Genomic DNA, 19,687 nt, shown 5'->3' with positions numbered 1-19,687 from the left:
GGCCTGGAGGCGGCGGGGCTGGGGGCGACGGCGATGTGCGACGTGAGCGACGGCTTGCTGGGGGATCTGGGGCACGTGGCGGCGGCGAGCGGCGTGCTGATCAACGTCGACCCGTCGTTGCTGACGGTGGCCGGGCCGCTGCGTGAGGTCGCGTCCGCGCTGGGCGCCGATCCGCTCGCCTGGGTCCTCACCGGCGGTGACGACAACGCCCTGGCGGCGACGTTTCCGGCCGGGGTCGAGCTGCCGGAGCGGTGGACGGTGATCGGCTCGGTCGCGGAGGGGTCCGGCGTCACCGTCGGCGGGGCGGCGTACGACGCTCCCGCCGGCCACGACCACTTCGCCGGCTCCTGACCGCTGGCCGCTGACAGGCGCTAGTTGATCACGTGATCATTTCGGGCCGGAAGGGGCCCGACGCCCCGACAAAACCAAACGACCACGAAACGCCCCGGCCGGGAACGTCTCATGGTCGTTCAGGAAAGCGTCAGCGGCGGGCGACCTTGCCGGCCTTGAGGCACGAGGTGCAGACGTTCAGCCGCTTCGGGGTGCCCCCGACGACCGTCCGCACGGTCTGGATGTTCGGGTTCCAGCGACGCGGGGTCCGGCGGTGCGAGTGCGAGATCGAGTTGCCGAAGCCCGGGCCCTTGCCGCAGACATCGCAGGTGGCAGCCACGGAGACTCCTACTGAGACGGATGATGGAAGACAACAACAGCCGTGCTCACACCGGAACCCGGCGCGAACAACCGCCCCAGCGTACCGGGTCGGCGCCGCACATCCCAAACCGGCGCGGGATAGTCTCGCCGGGTGCCACCGGTTCCCGACGCTGAGATCGTGTTGCGCTGGTGCCGCGCCGGCTTGGACGCGCTCGCGGCGGCCAGGGAAGGAATCGACGCGCTGAACGTGTATCCGGTGCCCGACGGCGACACCGGAACCAATCTGTACCTCACCATGGAAGCGGCCGTACAGCAGGCCGAGGCCGCGCGACCGGAACTGAGCAGCGTCGCCGAGGCCATCGCCCGCGGCGCCCTCCTGGGCGCCCGCGGCAACTCCGGGATCATCGTCGCGCAGATGCTGCGCGGGGTGGCCGCCGTGCTCGGCCGGCCGGGGACGACCCTTGACGGGACGGCGCTGGCCGACGGCTTGGAGCGAGCGGCCGACGAGGCACACCGTGCGGTCGCCGACCCCGTAGAGGGCACCATCCTCAGCGTCGCCCGGGCCGCTGCCGATGCCGCCCAGCACAGAGCGACCCAGCCCGACCCCACCCTCCCGGCCGTCGCGCTCGCCGCGGCCGCCGCCGCGCACGAGGCGCTGGACCGGACGCCGGACCAGCTGGACGTCCTGCGCCGAGCGGGTGTCGTCGACGCCGGAGGGCGGGGGCTGACCGTGCTGCTGGACGCGTTCGACACCGTCCTGACCGGACGGCGGCCGCTGCCCAGGCCCCGCACCATCGGCACCCACACCGTCCCCGCACCGGCGCTGGCCGAGCCGCGGCCGCACCCAGAGCCGGCGCCCGCGTACGAGGTCATGTACCTGCTCGACGCCCCGCCGGACCGGGTCGACACCCTCAGACGCGCGCTCGCCGACCTCGGCGACTCGCTGGTGGTCAGCGGCGCGGGGGAGCAGTGGAACGTGCACGTGCACACCGACGACGCCGGCGCGGCCATCGAGGCGGGCATCGCCGCCGGCCGGCCACACCGCATCAGCGTCACGTACCTGCCCGTCCGGCATCGGGCGCCGGACGAGGCACACCAGCGGGTCATCGTGGCGTTCGCGGCCGGCGACGGGCTGGCCGAGCTGTTCGCCGAAGCCGGCGCCGTCGTCGTCGCCACGGTGACCGGGCACCGGCCGTCCACGGGCGAGATGCTGGCCGCCGTCGACCGCGGCGACGCCACCCGCACGAGCGACGTCGTCATGCTGCCGAACGAGCGCGATGCGGTTCCCGTCGCCGAGGCCGCGGCGGCCGAACTGCGCACCCACGGCAGACGCGCCGCCGTCATCCCCACCGTCGCCCAGGTGCAGGGCCTGGCCGCGCTCGCCGTCCACGAGCCGAACCGCGCGTTCGACGCCGACGTCGTCGCGATGACGGCCGCCGCCGGCCAGACCCGGCACGGCGCCGTCACCATCGCTGCGAAGGAGGCGGTCACCATGGCCGGCGTCTGCAGACCGGGCGACGTGCTCGGGGTGGTCGACGGCGACTTCGCGGTCATCGGCGCGGACCTGCTGGAGGTCGCCACCGAAGTGGTCGCCCGTATGCTCGCCGCAGGGGGCGAGCTGGTCACCGTCGTCACCGGCGACGGTGCCGGCCCGGACCTCGCCGACGGTGTCGCCCGCGCGGTCCGCCGCGGGCACCCCGAGGCCGACACCGTCGTCTATCGGGGTGGACAGCCCCGCTACCCGCTACTGCTCGGAGTCGAGTGATGGTCGGATTCGACACGAAGCTGGCCGCCGTGGTCGGCGACAAGACCGCCAAGGCACTGGCGAACACGCTGGACCTCCACACCGTCGGCGACCTCATGCGCCACTACCCGCGGCGGTACGTGCAACGCGGTGAGCTGACGGAGCTCAGCTCGCTGCGCGAGGACGAGCTGGTCACCGTCGTCGCGATGGTGAAGAGCGTGTCGAAGCGGAGCATGAAGAACCGTCGCGGCTCGATCCTGGAGGCGGTCGTCACCGACGGCACCGGTGAGCTGACGCTCACGTTCTTCAACCAGGCGTGGCGCGAGCGCGACCTGCGGCCCGAGCGCATCGGCCTGTTCGCCGGCAAGGTCGGCACGTTCCGCCACCAGCGTCAGCTCGCGCACCCCGAGTACGAGATGTTCCCCGAGGACGCCGGCGACATCCGCGAGGCCGCGGAGAAGTACGCCGACGAGATCATCCCGGTCTACCCGGCCAGCGTGAAGGTGCCGTCCTGGCTGATCGCGAAGACGGTCGACGTCGTGCTCCAGCAGCTCGGCGACCCGCCGGACCCGTTGCCCTCCGACGTGCTGCGGAAGCGCCACCTGCCCGGTCTGGCCGAGGCGCTGCACGCCGTGCACCGGCCGAGGGCCATCGAGAAGGCGTGGGCGGCGCAGCGGCGGCTGCGGTTCGAGGAGGCGTTCGTCCTGCAGACAGAGCTGGCCCGGCGGCGCCTGTCCACCGCCGCGCTGCCGGCGAAGCCGCGCCGGGCCACATCGGGCGGGCTGGTCGACGCGCTGGACGAGCGGCTGCCGTTCGAGTTGACGGAGGGCCAGCGGCAGGTCGGCGAGCGGCTCGCGGCCGAGCTCGACACTCCGCATCCGATGCACCGGCTGCTGCAGGGCGAGGTCGGCGCGGGCAAGACCGTCGTCGCGCTGCGGGCGATGCTCGCCGTCGTCGACGCCGGGGGACAGGCCGCGCTGCTGGCGCCCACCGAGGTGCTCGCTCAGCAGCACCACCGGTCGCTGACGGCGCTGCTCGGCCCGCTCGCCCAGGGCGGCATGCTCGGCGGCGCCGAGCAGGGCACCCGGGTCGCGCTGCTCACCGGCTCGATGTCGACGGCGCAGCGCAAGACCGCGCTCAACGAGATCGTGACCGGCGACGCCGGCATCGTCGTCGGTACGCACGCCCTGCTCGAGGAGAACGTGCAGTTCTTCGACCTCGGCCTGGTCGTGGTCGACGAGCAGCACAGGTTCGGCGTCGAGCAACGGGCCGCGCTGGCCGCCAAGAGCCGCGACGGCACCCGGCCGCACGTGCTGGTCATGACCGCGACACCGATCCCGCGGACGGTCGCGATGACGGTCTTCGGCGACCTGGAGATCTCCACCCTCTCCGACGTCCCACGCGGCCGCGCCGACGTCGCCACGCACGTCGTCCCGGTCGACGAGAAGCCGCACTTCCTCGACCGCGCCTGGCAGCGGGTGCGCGAGGAGGTCGAGGCCGGCCACCGGGTGTACGTCGTCTGCCCACGCATCGGCGACGACGGCGGAACCGGCGGCGAGGAGGAGCCGCCGTCCGCCGACGACGACAAGCGCCGCTCGGTCGCCGTGGTCGAGCTGGCCGAGTACCTGCGGTCCGGCCCGCTGGCCGGCGTCGGTCTCGAGGTGCTGCACGGCCGGCTGCCGTCGGAGACGAAAGACGCGGTCATGGCGGCGTTCGCGGCCGGCACCACACCGGTCGTCGTCGCGACCACCGTCATCGAGGTCGGCATCGACGTGCCCACGGCGTCGATGATGGTGATCATGGACGCCGACCGGTTCGGCGTCTCGCAGCTGCACCAGCTCCGCGGCCGTATCGGCCGGAGCTCGATCCCGGGCGTGTGCCTGCTGGTCACCGAGGCCCCGCCGGGCACGCCGGCGCGCGAGCGGCTGGACGCCGTCGCCGGCACCCGCGACGGGTTCCGGCTCTCCCAGGTCGACCTCGAGCAGCGGCGCGAGGGCGACGTACTCGGCGCGGCGCAATCCGGCCGCCGGTCCAGCCTCAAGTTGCTCAGGGTCATCCGCGACGTCGAGATCATCGAGCAGGCCCGCGAGGACGCCTCCGCGGTGGTCGAGGCCGACCCCGACCTCGCCGACCACCCGGCGCTGCTGGACGCCGTCCAGGCGGCGCTGGCCGAGCAGGAGGCCGACTACCTCGACAAGGCCTGAGGCCGCCCGGCGGGCACCGCCCCGACGTCCTCACCCACGCGTTGATCATGGAGAAATCGGGGTTCCCCACGCTTCGGAACCCCGATTTCTCCATGATCAACCGGTGGTGTGGGGTCGGGGCGCGTCTGGGCGTCATGATGGGGGCGTGTCTGTTGCTGCCTTGGCTCTGAGGTCCGTACCGCGTGGTCCGGACCGCCGATGACGCGGATCGTGGCCGGCGCGGCGGGCGGCCGGCGGCTGTCCGTCCCGCCCGGGAACCGCACCCGCCCGACGTCGGACCGCGTGCGCGAGGCGTTGTTCTCGTCGCTGGAATCGGCCTTCGGCGGCGGGCTCGGCGGGCTGCGCGTGCTCGACCTCTACGCGGGCAGCGGCGCGCTCGGTCTCGAGGCGCTGTCGCGCGGTGCGGAGCACTGCCTGCTCGTCGAGTCCGACCCCCGCGCGGCGGCCGTGATCAGGGCGAACGTCAAGGAGGTGGGGCTGCCGGGCGCGGTCGTCGCCGCGTCGCCGGTCGAGCGGGTGCTGGCCGCGCCGCCGGACGCGCCGTACGACCTCGTGCTGGCCGATCCGCCGTACGCGATGGTTGACGCCGAGCTGGGCGGGGTACTCGTCTCCCTGACGGCCGGCTGGCTCGCCCCAGACGCGCTGGTGGTCGTCGAGCGCGACCGCCGCAGCGCGCCGGTGACCTGGCCTGACGACATCACCGGCGGGCGGGAGCGGCGGTACGGGGAGACCGTGCTCTGGTACGGTCGCGCCCGGTGAAGTGACACAGGAGGAGACGTGCGCCGCTGTCTGTGCCCAGGTTCGTTCGACCCGGTCACGAACGGTCACCTCGACGTCATCGAACGGGCCGCGAGCCTGTTCGACGAGGTCGTCGTCGCCGTCGGGGTGAACGTGTCCAAGAAGGGGCTGTTCTCCCTCGACGAGCGCATCGACATGGTCGAGAAGGCGTGCGCCCATCTGCCGTCGGTCCGAGTCGAGAGCTTCGAGGGGCTCTTGGTCGATTTCGCCCGCGAGCGCGATATCCCGGCTGTCGTAAAGGGGCTGCGCGCGGTCACCGATTTCGACTATGAACTACAGATGGCGCAGATGAACCATCGCCTGACGGGATTGGAGACGTTGTTCGTGGCGACCAATCCCGACTACTCGTTCCTTTCGGCCTCTTTGGTGAAAGAGGTAGCGTCCTACGGGGGAGACGTCGCTGGACTGGTACCGGACGTGGTGCTCCAGCGGCTGCACGAGAGATTGGGACGCAGATGACCCACTCCGGCGCACATGGGGGGATGGTCATGGAAGTTCATGACAAGATCGCCGAGATCGTCGCACTCGTCGATTCGGCGCGGACGATGCCGATGTCGTCCACCGCGATGGTGAACAAACAGCAGTTGCTCGTTCTGCTCGACGAGGTCCGCGAGGGCCTGCCGGCGAACCTGCAGGCGGCCGAGGCCGTTCTCGGGCAGCGTGAGGCCCTGCTGATCGAGGCCCGCGGCAACGCCGAGCGCATCGTGGCCAACGCCATGGCGGAGCAGGCCCGCCTGGTGGCCGACCACACCGTCACCCAGGCCGCCCGCGTCGAGGCCGAGGAGATCCTGCAGCAGGCTCGTGAGCAGGCCGAGAACATCCGCAGCGACGCCGACGACTACGTCGACGCCAAGCTGGCCCGACTGGAGATCTCGGCGGCGCGCATCGTCGAGACCGTCCGCGACGGCCGCGAGCAGCTGCGCCACCCCACGGCCTACGAGGAGCTGTCGCAGCGCCGCAACGGCCACCCCGTCGTGGTGCCTGAGCTCGACGGCGCCCAGGACGCGGCCGCCGACTTCGGCGCCGGGTCCGACGGCAAGGCCGAGCGGTTCGGCCCGGACGGCGACGACTCGCCCGACGAGCCCCGTAGCGGCGGCCGTGAATCGCAGCCGGACAAGCTCAGCTCCGGTTTGGGCTAGGCGGCTGGCTTCTAGTACCATCGGTCGTCGGCCTCACGCCGAGGCCGAGATTGGCATGCCCGTACCAGCACGAGAGTTGACTACGCTGAGCACGCTCGATCCGCGCGCCCCGTTCGTACTCGCCACGCACGAGCTCGGACGTCGGCCAGGGTCGACCCAGCGGGTCTCTCGGACTGTTCCGGCGCCTGCCGATCTCGGACTGGGCGGAGTGGTCGGGGTGCCTGAAGGGGCGGGCGTCGAGCTGAGTTTGCGGCTCGAGTCGGTCATGGAGGGCGTGCTGGTGTCCGGCACCGTCCGGGCCCCGTACTCGGGCGAGTGCGTGCGCTGCCTGGAGCCCGTCGACGGCGAAGTCGTCGCCGAGGTCCAGGAACTGTACGTCTACCCGGAACGGGCAGACGACCCCGGCATCGAGGCCGACGACGAAGAGCTGCGCGTCGAGGACGACCTCATCGACCTCGAACAACCGGTCCGGGACGCGGTGGTGCTCGCACTGCCGCAGTCGCCGGTCTGCCGCGCCGACTGCCCGGGCCTGTGCCCGGACTGCGGCGCCCGGCTGGCCGACGATCCCGACCACGCGCACGAGACCACCGATCCACGGTGGGCGGCCCTGGCCGGGTTGCTCACCGACGACACGAACGAGACCGGCTCGCACAGGGCCGGCCCGACGGAGGGAAGCTAGCCAACTGCCGACCGCATAGGTCCCAGTCGGCGGCGAGCCTCACAAGGAAAGGACTACGGCCGTGGCCGTCCCGAAGCGGAAGATGTCGCGCAGCAACACCCGCCACCGCCGTGCGCAGTGGAAGGCGAAGCTGCCGCAGGTCCAGAAGCGCACCGTCAACGGGCGCACCACTTGGGTCGTCGCGCACCGCGCCACCGTGGTCGAGGACTCCCAGGGCACTCCGCTGTTCCTGGAGTACAACGGTCGCCAGGTCGGCGACGTCTGAGGGCTCGTGTAGGAGCTCCCTGGTGACGGCCGAGACCCCACCCCTGTCCGTGCTGGAGGGGCGTCTCGGCGTGCCCGTCGAGCCCGAGCTGCTGCAGCTGGCGCTGACCCACCGCTCGTACGCGTACGAGAACGGCGGGCTGCCCACCAACGAGCGGCTCGAGTTCCTCGGCGACGCCGTGCTCGGCCTGGTCGTCACCGACGCGCTGTACCGGATGCACCCTGACCTCTCCGAGGGGCAGCTGGCCAAGCTGCGGGCCGCCGTGGTCAACATGCGCGCGCTCGCCTCGGTCGCCCGCGAGCTCGAGCTGGGCCGGTTCGTCAGGCTCGGCCGCGGCGAGGAGACCACCGGCGGCCGCGACAAGTCCTCCATCCTCGCCGACACCGTCGAGGCGCTGATCGGCGCGGTCTACCTCGACCGCGGGCTGGTCGAGACGTCCGCGCTGGTGCACCGGCTGGTCGACGACCTCATCGAGGCGTCCGCGCTGCTCGGCGCCGGGCTGGACTGGAAGACATCGCTGCAGGAGCTGACGTCGCGGCATGCGCTCGGCGTCCCCGAGTACCGCATCGCCGAGGACGGCCCCGACCACGCGAAGACGTTCACGGCCGACGTCGTGGTCAGCGGCGAGGTGCGCGGCACCGGCACCGGCCGCAGCAAGAAGGAGGCCGAGGCGCGCGCCGCCGAACTTGCCTGGAAGGCGCTCAGCGCGGCGGCCGAGGCGGAGCGGGCCGCGGCAGAGCAGGCCGCGGCGGAGCAGGCCGCCGACTCCGGTGCCCGAACTACCTGAGGTCGAGGTCGTCCGCCGCGGCTTGGCCGCCCACGTCGTCGGCCGCGTCATCGCCCACGTCGACGTCGCGCACCACCGCGCCGTCCGCCGCCACGTCGCCGGTCCCGCCGACTTCGCCGGCTCCCTGGTCAAGGCCACCTTCACCGACGCCCGGCGGCGCGGCAAGTACCTCTGGCTGCCGCTGGACGACGGCATCCGCGCGGTCGTCGGCCACCTCGGCATGAGCGGCCAGCTGCTGGTCCAGCCGGCCGCTTCGCCCGACGAGACCCACCTGCGGGTCCGGTTCGTCTTCGCCGACGGCGACCCCCAGTTGCGCTTCGTCGACCAGCGAACATTCGGCGGGCTGGCCGTCGCGGGCATCGGCCCGGGCGGCGTACCGGTCCCCATCGCGCACATCGCGCCCGACCCGCTGGACCCCGCGTTCGACGACGAGACGTTCCGGCAGGCGCTGCTCCGCCGGCACACGGGCGTCAAACGGGCGCTGCTGGACCAGTCGCTGATCTCCGGCGTCGGCAACATCTACGCCGACGAGGCGCTGTGGCGCGCGAAGCTGCACTACGCGCGCGCCACAGAGACGCTGCGGCGGCCCGACGTCGCCCGGCTGCTGCAGGCGGTCCGCGACGTCATGGCCGCCGCGTTGAGCCAGGGCGGCACGTCGTTCGACAGCCTGTACGTCAACGTCAACGGGGAGAGCGGATACTTCGACCGGTCGCTGGACGCCTACGGTCAGGAGGGGCGCCCGTGCCGCCGCTGCGGCACCCCGATCCGGCGTGACCCGTTCATGAACCGATCGTCGTACACCTGCCCCCGCTGCCAGCCCCGTCCACGGCATGCTCGCTGGTGAGACGCGATGGCCAATCGACGGAACGAGTTGACCGAGAGGCACGTCCGGTGAGATGCTGGTAAGCGTTGCGGCCTGTGCGTCTATGGTCAGACGGGTGCCGCGTCATACACGAAAAGTGATCATCACATTCTCAGGCCTTCTGGAGGGCTTCGACAATGGCGAAGGCGCTGTTGGGTTATGTCGGGGGTACTGATCCAAGGCTCGCTACCGAGGTACAGCGCTTGCGCAGGCGGGTGACCGACCTAGAGGCGCAGGTTCTGCGGCTCCAGGTCGAGAACGACCAGCTCGCCGATGCCGCGGTGGAGCACGGCCGGCTCGCCCTCGACGACACTCAGGTGCCGCAACCGGCCTTGACCTGAGGGTCGCGGTTGTAGGCTGGCCCCCTCACCAGGGGAGTCGGTCTATTGCACCTGAAGAGCTTGACGTTACGGGGATTCAAGTCCTTCGCGTCGTCCACGACGCTACGCCTGGAGCCGGGCATCACCTGTGTGGTGGGGCCCAACGGCTCGGGTAAGTCGAACGTCGTCGACGCCCTGGCCTGGGTCATGGGCGAGCAGGGAGCCAAGAGCCTGCGCGGCGGCAAGATGGAGGACGTCATCTTCGCCGGCACCGCCGGCCGCCCCGCGCTCGGTCGCGCCGAGGTCGTCCTCACCATCGACAACACCGACGGCGCGCTGCCGATCGAGTACTCCGAGGTCACCATCTCGCGGACGATGTTCCGCAACGGCGGCTCCGAATACGCCATCAACGGCCAGGCGTGCCGGCTGCTGGACGTGCAGGAGCTGCTGTCCGACTCCGGCATCGGCCGCGAGATGCACGTCATCGTCGGCCAGGGCCAGCTCGACGCCGTCCTCTCCGCCACGCCCGACGACCGCCGCGGGTTCGTCGAGGAGGCGGCCGGCGTCCTCAAGCACCGCAAGCGCAAGGAGAAGGCGCTGCGGAAGCTGGAGGCGATGCAGGCCAACCTCACCCGCGTGCAGGACCTCACGGCGGAGCTGCGCCGTCAGCTCGGGCCGCTGGGCCGGCAGGCCGAGCTGGCCCGCAAGGCCGCCACCATCCAGGCCGACCTGCGAGACTCCCGGCTACGGGTACTCGCCGACGAACTGGTGCAGGCCAAGGCGAGCCTCGAGCAGGAGGTCGCCGACGAGACCGCGCTGAAGTCCCGGCAGGCCGAGCTGGCCCGCGCCCTGGAGCAGGCGCGCGCCGCCGAGTCCCGGCTGGAGGCCGAGGTCGCACAGGTGGCGCCGCGGCTGGCCCAGGCCTCCGACGCGTGGTACCGGCTGTCCGGGCTGCGCGAGCGGGTCCGCGGCACCGCGTCGCTGGCCTCCGAGCGGGCCCGGCACCTGTCCGCCGAGGGCGAGGTGCAGGGGTCCGGCCGCGACCCCGACGAACTGGAGCAGGAGGCCGCCACCGTCCGCGAGCAGGAGGCCGAGCTCGAGGAGCAGATCGCCGCCGCCCGCGAGGCGCTCGACGACGCGCTCGAGACCCGCCGCGCCGCCGAGGAGGCGGCCGAGGCCGAGGAGCGCCGCCTGGCCGCCGCCGTCCGGGCCAACGCCGACCGCCGCGAGGGCATGGCACGCCTGTCCGGCCAGCTCGACGGCGCCCGCCGCCGGGCCGCCGCGGCCGAGGCCGAGCTGGCCCGGCTGACCGCCGCCCGCGAGGAGGCGCTGCGCCGCGCCACGGCCGCCGAGCACGAGCACACCGTCATCGAGACCACCATCGCCGGGCTGTCGGTCGGCGAGGACGGCCTCGACAGCGAGCACGAGCGGGCCGCGGCCGCGCTGGCCGCCGCCGACGACGTCCTGACCAAGCTGCGCGAGCAGGAGCGGGCCGCCGAGGGCGAGCGGGCCGCACTGGTGGCGCGGCACGAGGCGCTGCAGATGGGCCTGGCCCGCCGCGACGGCTCCGAGGCACTGCTGGCGGCGTCCGACCGGCTGTCCGGCGTGCTGGGGTCGGTGGCCGCGCTGCTCACCGTCGAGTCCGGCTGGGAGGCCGCCGTCGCCACCGCACTGGGCGCGGCGTCCGACGCCGTCGCCGTCGGGTCCGTCGACGACGCCGTCGCGGCGCTGCGGCTGCTGCGCGACGAGGACCTCGGCCGGGCCGGGCTGCTGGTCGGCGGGGCGGCGTACGACGACCCCGGCGCCTGGCAGCCGCTGCCGGGTGGGCTGCGCTACGTCGTCGACCTCGTCACGGCGCCGGCCGAGCTACGGCCCGCGCTCACCCACCTGCTACGCGACGTCGCCGCCGTCGACGACCTCGCCGCCGCCCGCGCGCTGGTCGCCGAGCTGCCCGAGCTCGTCGCCGTCACCCGCGACGGCGACCTGCTCGGCCGCGACCGCGCCTACGGCGGGTCCAGCAGCGCGCCCAGCCTGCTGGAGGTGCAGGCCGCCGTCGACGAGGCCGCCGACCGCCTGGCCGTCGTCACCGGCAAGGCCGAGGACCTCGCCCGCAAGCTGGCCGCCGCCGAGCGGACCCGCGCCGAGGCGGCGGCCGCCGAGTCGCACGCCCTGACGAAGCTGCGCGAGTCCGACGCCGAGCTGTCCACCGTCGCCGAGCAGCTGGGCCGGCTCAGCGGCACCGCGCGCGCCGCCACCGAGGAGGCCGAGCGGCTGGCCGACTCCATCGCCCGAGCTGAGGAGGCGCGCGACCGCGAGCTCGGCGCGCTGGAGGAGATGGAGGAGCGGCTCGCCGCCGCCGAGGAGTCCAGCGACGACGACGTAGAGCCGTCCACCGAGGAGCGCGACCGGCTGGCCGAGCAGGCCCGCGCCGCCCGGCAGGCCGAGACGGAGGCCCGGCTGGCGCTGCGGACGGGTGAGGAGCGGGCCCGCGCGCTGACCGGGCGCGCCGAGAGCCTCGAGCGCACCGCCCGGCAGGAGCGGGCCGCCCGCGAGGCCGCGGTCGCCGCCGCCCGCCGCCGCGCCGCGGAGGCCCGGGTCGCCGCGGCGGTCGGCCGCGGCGCCGCCGTCGTGCTGCGGCACCTGGAGCGGTCGCTGGAGCTGGCCGCCGCCGAGCGCGACGAGGTGCAGGAGCTGCGGGCGTCGCGCGAGCAGGCGCTGTCCGCGGAGCGGGCCCGGGTCCGCGACCTCACCACCGAGCTGGACGAGATCACGTCCACCGTCCACCGCGACGAGCTGGCCCGCGCCGAGCACCGCATGCGGGTCGAGGCGCTGGAGACCAAGGCGCTGGAGGATCTTGGTGTTGACGGGTCGACCCTCGTTGAAGAGTACGGCCCGCACCTGCTGGTCCCCGTCCCGCCCGGCGACGACGGCGAGCCGCGTGAGCCCGTCCCGTACGTGCGCGAGCAGCAGCTCAAGCGGCTCAAGGCGGCCGAGCGCGGGCTGGCGGCGCTGGGCAGGGTCAACCCGCTGGCGCTGGAGGAGTTCGCCGCCCTGGAGGAGCGGCACGCGTTCCTCACCGAGCAGCTCGAGGACCTCAAGAACACCCGCCGTGACCTCCTCGACATCGTCAAGGAGGTCGACGACCGCGTCCAGCAGGTGTTCGCGTCCGCGTTCGAGGACACCGCCCGCGAGTTCGCTGACGTGTTCTCCCGGCTGTTCCCCGGCGGCGAGGGCAAGCTCGTGCTCACCGAGCCCGACGACATGCTCACCACGGGCATCGAGGTCGAGGCCAGGCCCCCGGGGAAGAAGGTCAAGCGGCTGTCGCTGCTCTCCGGCGGCGAGCGGTCGCTGGTCGCCGTCGCGTTCCTGGTAGCGCTGTTCAAGGCCCGGCCGAGCCCGTTCTACATCCTCGACGAGGTCGAGGCCGCCCTCGACGACACCAACCTCGGCCGGCTGCTGAACATCTACGAGGAGCTGCGCGAACGCAGCCAGCTCATCGTCATCACCCACCAGAAGCGCACCATGGAGATCGCCGACGCCCTCTACGGCGTCTCCATGCGCGGCGACGGCGTCACGGCCGTCATTTCGCAGCGCATCCGTGAGTCCGAGCCGGTCTGAGCGTCAGGCCGCCCAGCCCTGGTGGGCTGGTGTTGTAGCTGGTTCACTGGTCACACAGACTGCTCCTCGGTGGCCGGCACCGCACGGAGCCGTGCGGACGACCAGCCTGCTCATCGAGGGCCGCCGACCTTCGTGAGGGGGAATCGACAATGGTGTCTTCTCTTCGGCGGAACGGTGTGGCCGCGGCCGCGCTGGCGACCGTCACCTCGCTCGTCCTGGCCGCGTGCGGCGGCGACGACGACGACACGGGCGAGCCGGCCGACGGCGAGACCGGCCAGGCCAGCACGGAGTTCGAGTTCTTCTCCTGGTGGACCGGCGCCGGCGACTCGGAGGGCAAGCAGGCCCTGCTGGACCTGTTCGCCGAGCAGCACCCGGGCGTCGAGATCATCGACGCGGCCGTTGCCGGTGGTGCCGGCACGAATGCCCAGGCCGTGCTGACGACGCGGCTGCAGGCCGGCGATCCGCCGGACTCCTACCAGCGGCACGTGGGCGCCGAGCTGCAGCCGGACATCGAGGCCGGCCTGGTCGAGGACCTGACGTGGCTCTACGAGGAGGAAGGCTGGATGGATGTCTTCCCCGAGGACATGCTCGACCTGATCACCGTGGACGACAGGATCTACTCGGTCCCCGTGAACATCCACCGGTCGAACCTGCTCTGGTACAACCCGGCGGTGCTGGCCGAGGTCGGCATCACGGCCCCGCCCACCAGCTGGGACGAGTTCCTGCAGCAGGCCACCACGCTGGAGGCGGCCGGCAAGACGCCGCTGACCATCGGGCCGTCATGGACGCAGAAGCACCTGCTGGAGAACGTGCTGCTGGGCGAGCTCGGCGCGGAGGCCTACTCCGGGCTGTGGGACGGCTCCACCGACTGGGAGTCGTCCGAGGTGACCGCGGCGCTGGACATGTTCACCCAGGTGCTGTCGCACACCAACGTCGGTGAGGCGGCCGCCGACTGGCAGCCGGCGCTCGACCCGGTCATCGAGGGCGACGCGGCCTACAACGTCATGGGGGACTGGGCCAACACCTACTTCACGACGGCGCAGGGCCTGACCTACCAGACCGAGTACAACGTCACGACGTCGCCGGGCACAGAGGGCGTCTTCAACTTCCTGTCCGACAGCTTCACGCTGCCCGAGGGAGCACCGCACCGCGACCTGGCCGTCGAATGGCTGCGGCTGGCCGGCTCGCAGGAGGGCCAGGACACCTTCAATCCCGTCAAGGGGTCCATTCCGGCTCGCACGGACGCCGATGCGTCGCTCTACACCGGCTACCTGGAGATGCCGCTGACGGACTGGAACGACCCTGAGATCGAGCTGGTCGGCTCCCTTGCGCACGGTGTCGTGGCCGGCGGGGCGTTCAACACCGACATCGACTCCGCGCTGGGCGAGTTCGTCGCCAGCGGCGACAGCGCCCAGTTCGCCTCGGCGGTCAAGGAGGCCTACGAGAACACCCAGTGATCGAGGAGTCGGCATGCACCGGATCCGGAAGTGGGGACCAGCGGCCCTGCTCGTGGCGCCGTCGCTGCTGGCCATCGGCGTCTTCGTGTACGGGTTCCTCGGCTGGAACCTTCGCGTCTCGCTGAGCGACTGGCGGGGCCTGCGCGCCAACTATGACTACGCCGGTCTGGACAACTACCGCAGGCTGGCCGAGGACTCCAGGTTCACCGACGGCGTGCAGAACGTCGTGGTGTTCACGCTCGTCTTCGTGGCCGGGACGCTCGTGGCCGGGTTCCTGCTGGCACTGCTGCTCGAGCGGGGCATCCGCGGCGAGGCGTTCTTCCGCACCGTGTTCCTGTTCCCGATGGCCATCTCGTTCATCGCGACGGCGATCATCTGGCGCTGGCTGCTGAGCAACGCCACCGGCGCCCAGGAGACGGGCCTGAACAAGCTGTTCGACAGCGTCGGCCTCGGCTTCCTGGCCAACGACTGGTTCAAATCAGACTCCAACTGGGCCGTCGCGTCGGTCGCCATCGCCGCCGGCTGGGCTCTGGTCGGCTACATCATGGCGCTGTTCCTGGCCGGGATGCGCGGCGTCTCCGACGACCTCCGCGAGGCCGCGCGGGTCGACGGTGCGAGCGAGGCGAAGGCGTTCTGGTTCGTGGTGCGGCCGATGCTGCTGCCGGTGGTGATGAGCGCGATCGTCATCCTCGCGCACATCTCGCTGAAGACCTTCGACCTGATCTACGCCATGGACGCGAAGAGCCGGAAGATCGAGACACCGGCGCTGTACATGTGGTTCACCACGTTCGAGGGCCTCAACTTCTCCATCGGAGCGGCCATCGCGACCCTCCTCGTCGTCGGCATAGCGCTGGTGATCGTCCCGTACATCTGGTACTCCGTCCGATCGGAGCGCCGCTCATGAAGACCGCCGCGGAAGCGCCGACGAGGATCCGCTCGCGCTGGTCGGCGTATGTCACCACGACCCGGTACATCGTCCTGTTCGCGCTGGTCTGCCTGTTCCTCATCCCGGTGTACGTCCTGCTCGTCACCGCGATGAAGGACCCGGCGCAGGTCAGTCCGTCACGCATGTGGCAGCTGCCGGACTCGTTCTCGCTGGACACGTTCGGGGCGGTGTGGCCGGTTCTCGAGCCCGGCTTCCGCAACAGCGTGCTGATGGCGGTGCCCGCGAGCATCATCTCGTCGCTGCTGGGCGCGGCGAACGGCTTCGTGCTGGCCAAGTGGCGCTTCCCCGGCGCGGACATCGTCTTCCCGCTGATCCTGTTCGGCATGTTCATCCCGTACCAGGCCATCCTCATCCCGATGCGAGAGCTGCTGACCGACTGGAACCTGGTCGGCGGCCTGAGCGGGCTGATCCTCGTACACATCATCTACGGACTTCCGATCACGACCCTGATCTTCCGCAGCTACTTCGTCACGATCTCCGACGAGCTGATCGACTCCGCGCAGGTCGACGGCGCCGGGATGATCCGGACGCTGGCCTTCGTGGCGCTGCCGATCGCGCTGCCCGCGTTCGCCGTCTCGATGATCTGGCAGTTCACCTCGGCCTGGAACGACTTCCTGTTCGGCCTGGTGCTCACGTCGACGAACAGCTGGCCGGTCACCGTCGCGCTGAACAACATCGCCGGCGGCCAGGTCGTGCCGTTCCACGAGGCGATGGCCAGCGCGCTGCTGGCCAGCATCCCGACGCTGCTCGTCTACGTCCTGATGGGCCGGTTCTTCATGCGCGGGCTGATGGCCGGCGCGCTCAAGGGGTGACACGCATGAGTGAGAAGACGTCCGAGAACCAGGCCGCTCCGGCCACCACGCTCACCGCCGCCATCTCCACACGTGAACCGGTGGGGATCAGGCTGGAGAACGTCTCCAAGCGGTTCCGTGGCGGCGTGGAGGCGATCAAGGACGTGACGCTGGCGGTGGCACCCGGCGAGTTCGTCGTCCTGGTCGGGCCGTCCGGCTGCGGGAAGTCCACCCTCCTGCGGGTGCTCGCCGGCCTCGAGGAGGTCAGCTCCGGACGGATCCACATCGGCGACAAGGACGTCACCACCCAGCTGCCCCAGCAGCGTGACGTCGCGATGGTGTTCCAGAGCTACGCCCTCTACCCACGGATGAGTGTCCGCGGGAACATCGGCTTCGGCCTGCGGATGCGCGGCATCGGCAAGGACGAGCGGCGCCGCCGCGTGGAGGAGGTCGCGCAGGTGCTCGGCCTGGAGCACCTGCTCGACCGGCGTCCAGCGGCACTGTCCGGCGGTCAGCGCCAGCGGGTCGCCATGGGCCGCGCGATCGTCCGGGAGCCGCAGGTCTTCCTCATGGACGAGCCGCTCTCCAACCTCGACGCCAAGCTCCGGGTCAGCATGCGGGCCCAGCTGACGCTGCTCCACAAGCGCCTCGGCGTCACCACCGTCTACGTCACTCACGACCAGACCGAGGCGATGACGCTGGGACAACGTGTCGCGGTGTTGCGCGACGGCGTCCTGCAGCAGGTCGACACGCCGCAACAACTGTTCCACCACCCGGTGAACCTGTTCGTCGCCGCGTTCATCGGGTCGCCATCGATGAACTTCGTGCACGCGACCGTCAGCAACGGCGCCGCGTCGTTCGCGGGTGTCCGGATCCCGGTCCGGCCGGACTCGCCGCTGGCACGCGGCGACCGCAAGGTCATCGTCGGGGTACGACCAACGTCCCTGTCCCTGGCGTCAGGGAACGGTCAGCCGGAGCTCGCCGTCACTCCGGCGATCGTCGAGGATCTCGGGGACGAGCGATTCGTGATCTTCGACGTCGACGCGCCCCGCGTGGACACCGAGGCCACCCGTGCCGCGGTCGAGGCCCAGGCCGCCGACGACGCGCTGCTGGTCCCGCTCGACCGGGCCACGTTCACCGCACGCCTCCCGGCCGGCACTCCGGTGACGGTCGGCGAACCGATCACCGTCGCGCTCGACCCGGACCGGCTGCACTTCTTCGACCCGGCGACCGGTGCGTCACTCGAGGAGGCAACGTCACTGACACGCGGCGCGTCATCCAGGTGAGGGATCACTCCTGCGCTACCGTCGATGGTGCCGGAGTGAAGGATGTTACTGATGTGACCAACGGGGGTGTCACATGACGGCAGTGGTCGTGGCGATGTTGGCGATCGTGATGGTGGCGACGGCCGTGCTGGCCGCCGTCGGGGTCTACTACCACCTGGCGGGGTCGGCGGCGGTGCGGCGGAGGCTGCGCCGCTGGCGATTTCTTGCGGTAGCGCGCATGGACGACTGGCGCGAGGCGGTGTTCCACGGACTCCGGGTGACGCGCCGTGCCCTGGCGCGGCGGCTGGTCCGCCCGGCGCCGGCCGCCGCGCCAGCGGCTGTCGCTCAGCCGGCACCGGCCGCGGCAGTGGCTCGGATCAGCGGCGCGGCCGAGGTGACCCGCCGCGCCGCCTGACGCCGCCGTCCGGTCCGGGCGGCGGTCCGGCGCGCCGCTGAGAACATGCGAGGATGGCGGCCGTGGAGTACATCGTCATCGCCGTAGCCATCCTGGTCGTCCTGGGCATCGCCCTGGCAGCGTTCCTGATTCCCCGTCGCCGGCGGGGAGGGGTGCAGGCGCCGCCGCCGCGGCCCGGGGTCGACTACCAGCCCGGAGTCGGTGACGACGCCGCCGCGCCCGCCGAGGTGGAGCGCACGCCCATCAGCGACGTCCAGCTGCCCGAGCCCGAGGCGCCGGTGGCGCCCGCGGAGCCCGAGGTCCCGGTCGTCGAGCGGCCCGAGCCCGCCGCCGGCCGGCTGCTGCGGCTGCGCTCCCGGCTGGCCCGCTCGCAGTCCAGCCTGGGCAAGGGCCTGCTGAGCCTGCTGTCGCGCGAGCGGCTCGACGACGAGACGTGGGAGGAGATCGAGGACACCCTCCTCACCGCGGACCTCGGCGTCGCGCCGACGCAGGAGCTGGTCGATCGGCTGCGCACCCGGGCCCGGGTCGAGGGCGTCGAGAGCCCCGACGCCGCCCGCACCCTGCTGCGCGACGAGCTGCTCGCCCTGATCGACCCGTCGCTGGACCGCACGCTGCGCACCGAGCGCCACGTCGAGGACGGCCGGCCCGCCGTCGTCCTGGTGGTCGGCGTCAACGGCACCGGCAAGACGACGACCGTCGGCAAGCTGGCCCGGGTGCTGGTCGCCGAGGACCGCGACGTCGTCCTCGGCGCCGCAGACACGTTCCGGGCCGCGGCCGCCGACCAGCTCACCACCTGGGGCGACCGCGTCGGCGTCGTCACGGTCCGCGGCCCCGAGGGCGGCGACCCCGCCAGCGTCGCGTTCGACGCCGTCAAGGCCGGCATCGAGCAGGAAGCCGACACCGTCATCGTCGACACCGCCGGCCGGCTGCAGACCAAGGTCGGCCTCATGGACGAGCTGGGAAAGGTCAAGCGGGTCATCGAGAAGCACGGCCCGGTCGACGAGGTCCTGCTCGTCCTCGACGCCACCACCGGGCAGAACGGCCTGGTGCAGGCCCGGGTGTTCGGCGAGGTCGTCGACGTCACCGGCATCGTCCTCACCAAGCTCGACGGCACCGCGAAGGGCGGCATCGTCGTCGCCGTCCAGCACGAGCTCGGCGTTCCGGTCAAGCTGGTCGGGCTCGGCGAGGGCCCCGACGACCTCGCGCCGTTCGACCCCGAGGCGTTCGTCGACGGCATCCTCGGCTGACGGCATCACGGACTGGGCATCGGCTCTCGTTCGGCAGTCGTCGCCGGCAGGAAGAGCTCCGGCCGGCCCTCGACGTAGAGCTGCGGGATCCGGCGGTCCAGCCAGCGCGGCGACCACCAGTTCGCCCGGCCGAGGATGTGCATCACGGCCGGTACCAGCAGCATCCGCACGATGGTGGCATCGATGAGGATCGCCGCCGCCATCCCCAGCCCGAGCGACTTCAGCACGACGTCCGGGCTCGGCACGAGCGCCGCGAACACCGTCACCATGATCGCCGCGGCCGCCGTGATGACGCGCCCGGTGCCGGCCAGCCCGTCGACGATCGCCCGGGCGTTGTCGCGGGTCCGTAGCCACGACTCGCGCATCCGGCTGATCAGGAACACCTCGTAGTCCATCGACAGCCCGAACAGCACCGCGAACATCACCACCGGCACGTAGGCGGGCATCGGCGTCTCCGTGTCGATGCCCGCCTACGTGCCGGTGGTGATGTTCGCGGTGC

Annotated in this window: 19 protein-coding genes and 1 pseudogene; 18 read left to right on the top strand and 2 right to left on the bottom strand. The window is 72.0% G+C overall.

Annotated features, from left to right (window positions below):
* Positions 1-351 (top strand): annotated as a pseudogene (locus E1262_RS29085) (thiamine-phosphate kinase); the annotation flags it as partial.
* A 130-nt stretch (positions 352-481) separates the two neighbouring features.
* Here E1262_RS29085 and rpmB read toward each other — a convergent pair.
* Positions 482-670, bottom strand: coding sequence for a 50S ribosomal protein L28 (gene rpmB / locus E1262_RS29080; RefSeq protein WP_046771409.1), 189 nt, complete (start codon positions 668-670; stop codon positions 482-484).
* 132 nt (positions 671-802) lie between these two features.
* Here rpmB and E1262_RS29075 point away from each other — a divergent pair, with 132 nt between their 5' ends.
* The 17 genes from E1262_RS29075 (at position 803) to ftsY (ending at position 19,188) form a co-directional block, all read left to right on the top strand.
* Entirely contained in the window at positions 803-2,416 is a 1,614-nt protein-coding gene (locus E1262_RS29075) for a DAK2 domain-containing protein (RefSeq protein WP_132107835.1), read from the top strand.
* On the top strand, positions 2,416-4,599 hold the full coding sequence (gene recG, locus E1262_RS29070) for an ATP-dependent DNA helicase RecG (RefSeq protein ID WP_132107834.1): 2,184 nt from the start codon (positions 2,416-2,418) through the stop codon (positions 4,597-4,599). The genes E1262_RS29075 and recG overlap by 1 nt, the downstream gene beginning before the upstream one ends.
* Positions 4,600-4,797: 198 nt before the next feature.
* Positions 4,798-5,358, top strand: coding sequence for a 16S rRNA (guanine(966)-N(2))-methyltransferase RsmD (gene rsmD, locus E1262_RS29065; RefSeq protein ID WP_132107833.1), 561 nt, complete (start codon positions 4,798-4,800; stop codon positions 5,356-5,358).
* 18 nt (positions 5,359-5,376) lie between these two features.
* On the top strand, positions 5,377-5,856 hold the full coding sequence (gene coaD, locus E1262_RS29060) for a pantetheine-phosphate adenylyltransferase (protein ID WP_132107832.1): 480 nt from the start codon (positions 5,377-5,379) through the stop codon (positions 5,854-5,856).
* 29 nt (positions 5,857-5,885) lie between these two features.
* A complete protein-coding gene (locus E1262_RS29055; RefSeq protein ID WP_132107831.1) occupies positions 5,886-6,536 on the top strand; it encodes an ATP synthase subunit B family protein in 651 nt (216 codons plus the stop codon).
* A gap of 76 nt (positions 6,537-6,612) precedes the next feature.
* Positions 6,613-7,215: a YceD family protein gene (locus E1262_RS29050; protein ID WP_132107830.1), complete on the top strand. Its 603-nt coding sequence runs from the start codon at positions 6,613-6,615 to the stop codon at positions 7,213-7,215.
* A gap of 61 nt (positions 7,216-7,276) precedes the next feature.
* Entirely contained in the window at positions 7,277-7,480 is a 204-nt protein-coding gene (gene rpmF / locus E1262_RS29045) for a 50S ribosomal protein L32 (protein WP_132107829.1), read from the top strand.
* Positions 7,481-7,499: 19 nt separating this feature from the next.
* The gene (rnc, locus tag E1262_RS29040) at positions 7,500-8,267 is read left to right on the top strand and encodes a ribonuclease III (RefSeq protein ID WP_132107837.1); all 768 of its coding nucleotides are present in this window, start codon (positions 7,500-7,502) and stop codon (positions 8,265-8,267) included.
* Positions 8,251-9,111, top strand: coding sequence for a bifunctional DNA-formamidopyrimidine glycosylase/DNA-(apurinic or apyrimidinic site) lyase (gene mutM, locus E1262_RS29035; protein ID WP_132107828.1), 861 nt, complete (start codon positions 8,251-8,253; stop codon positions 9,109-9,111). The genes rnc and mutM overlap by 17 nt, the downstream gene beginning before the upstream one ends.
* Before the next feature lie 155 nt (positions 9,112-9,266).
* On the top strand, positions 9,267-9,470 hold the full coding sequence (locus E1262_RS29030; RefSeq protein WP_132107827.1) for a hypothetical protein: 204 nt from the start codon (positions 9,267-9,269) through the stop codon (positions 9,468-9,470).
* A 45-nt stretch (positions 9,471-9,515) separates the two neighbouring features.
* Positions 9,516-13,067, top strand: coding sequence for a chromosome segregation protein SMC (gene smc, locus E1262_RS29025; RefSeq protein WP_132107826.1), 3,552 nt, complete (start codon positions 9,516-9,518; stop codon positions 13,065-13,067).
* Positions 13,068-13,216: 149 nt separating this feature from the next.
* Positions 13,217-14,524 (top strand): ABC transporter substrate-binding protein, encoded by a 1,308-nt coding sequence (locus E1262_RS29020; RefSeq protein WP_132107825.1) that lies wholly within the window; start codon positions 13,217-13,219, stop codon positions 14,522-14,524.
* Positions 14,525-14,537: 13 nt separating this feature from the next.
* Entirely contained in the window at positions 14,538-15,428 is an 891-nt protein-coding gene (locus tag E1262_RS29015; protein ID WP_132107824.1) for a carbohydrate ABC transporter permease, read from the top strand.
* Positions 15,425-16,282: a carbohydrate ABC transporter permease gene (locus E1262_RS29010; protein ID WP_132107823.1), complete on the top strand. Its 858-nt coding sequence runs from the start codon at positions 15,425-15,427 to the stop codon at positions 16,280-16,282. The genes E1262_RS29015 and E1262_RS29010 overlap by 4 nt, the downstream gene beginning before the upstream one ends.
* A 5-nt stretch (positions 16,283-16,287) precedes the next feature.
* Complete coding sequence (locus E1262_RS29005; RefSeq protein ID WP_132107822.1) at positions 16,288-17,547, top strand: ABC transporter ATP-binding protein; 1,260 nt, start codon at positions 16,288-16,290, stop codon at positions 17,545-17,547.
* 73 nt (positions 17,548-17,620) lie between these two features.
* Positions 17,621-17,941: a hypothetical protein gene (locus E1262_RS29000; protein ID WP_132107821.1), complete on the top strand. Its 321-nt coding sequence runs from the start codon at positions 17,621-17,623 to the stop codon at positions 17,939-17,941.
* A 62-nt stretch (positions 17,942-18,003) separates the two neighbouring features.
* On the top strand, positions 18,004-19,188 hold the full coding sequence (ftsY, locus tag E1262_RS28995; RefSeq protein ID WP_132107820.1) for a signal recognition particle-docking protein FtsY: 1,185 nt from the start codon (positions 18,004-18,006) through the stop codon (positions 19,186-19,188).
* Positions 19,189-19,193: 5 nt separating this feature from the next.
* Here the strand turns inward: ftsY and E1262_RS28990 are convergent, their stop codons facing one another.
* Entirely contained in the window at positions 19,194-19,634 is a 441-nt protein-coding gene (locus E1262_RS28990; RefSeq protein WP_203454675.1) for an MMPL family transporter, read from the bottom strand.
* Positions 19,635-19,687 lie beyond the last annotated feature (53 nt).

Source organism: Jiangella aurantiaca (assembly GCF_004349105.1).
GTDB lineage: Bacteria > Actinomycetota > Actinomycetes > Jiangellales > Jiangellaceae > Jiangella > Jiangella aurantiaca.
Note: the sequence above shows the minus strand (reverse complement) of the source record. Positions and strands in the feature narration are given on the sequence as shown.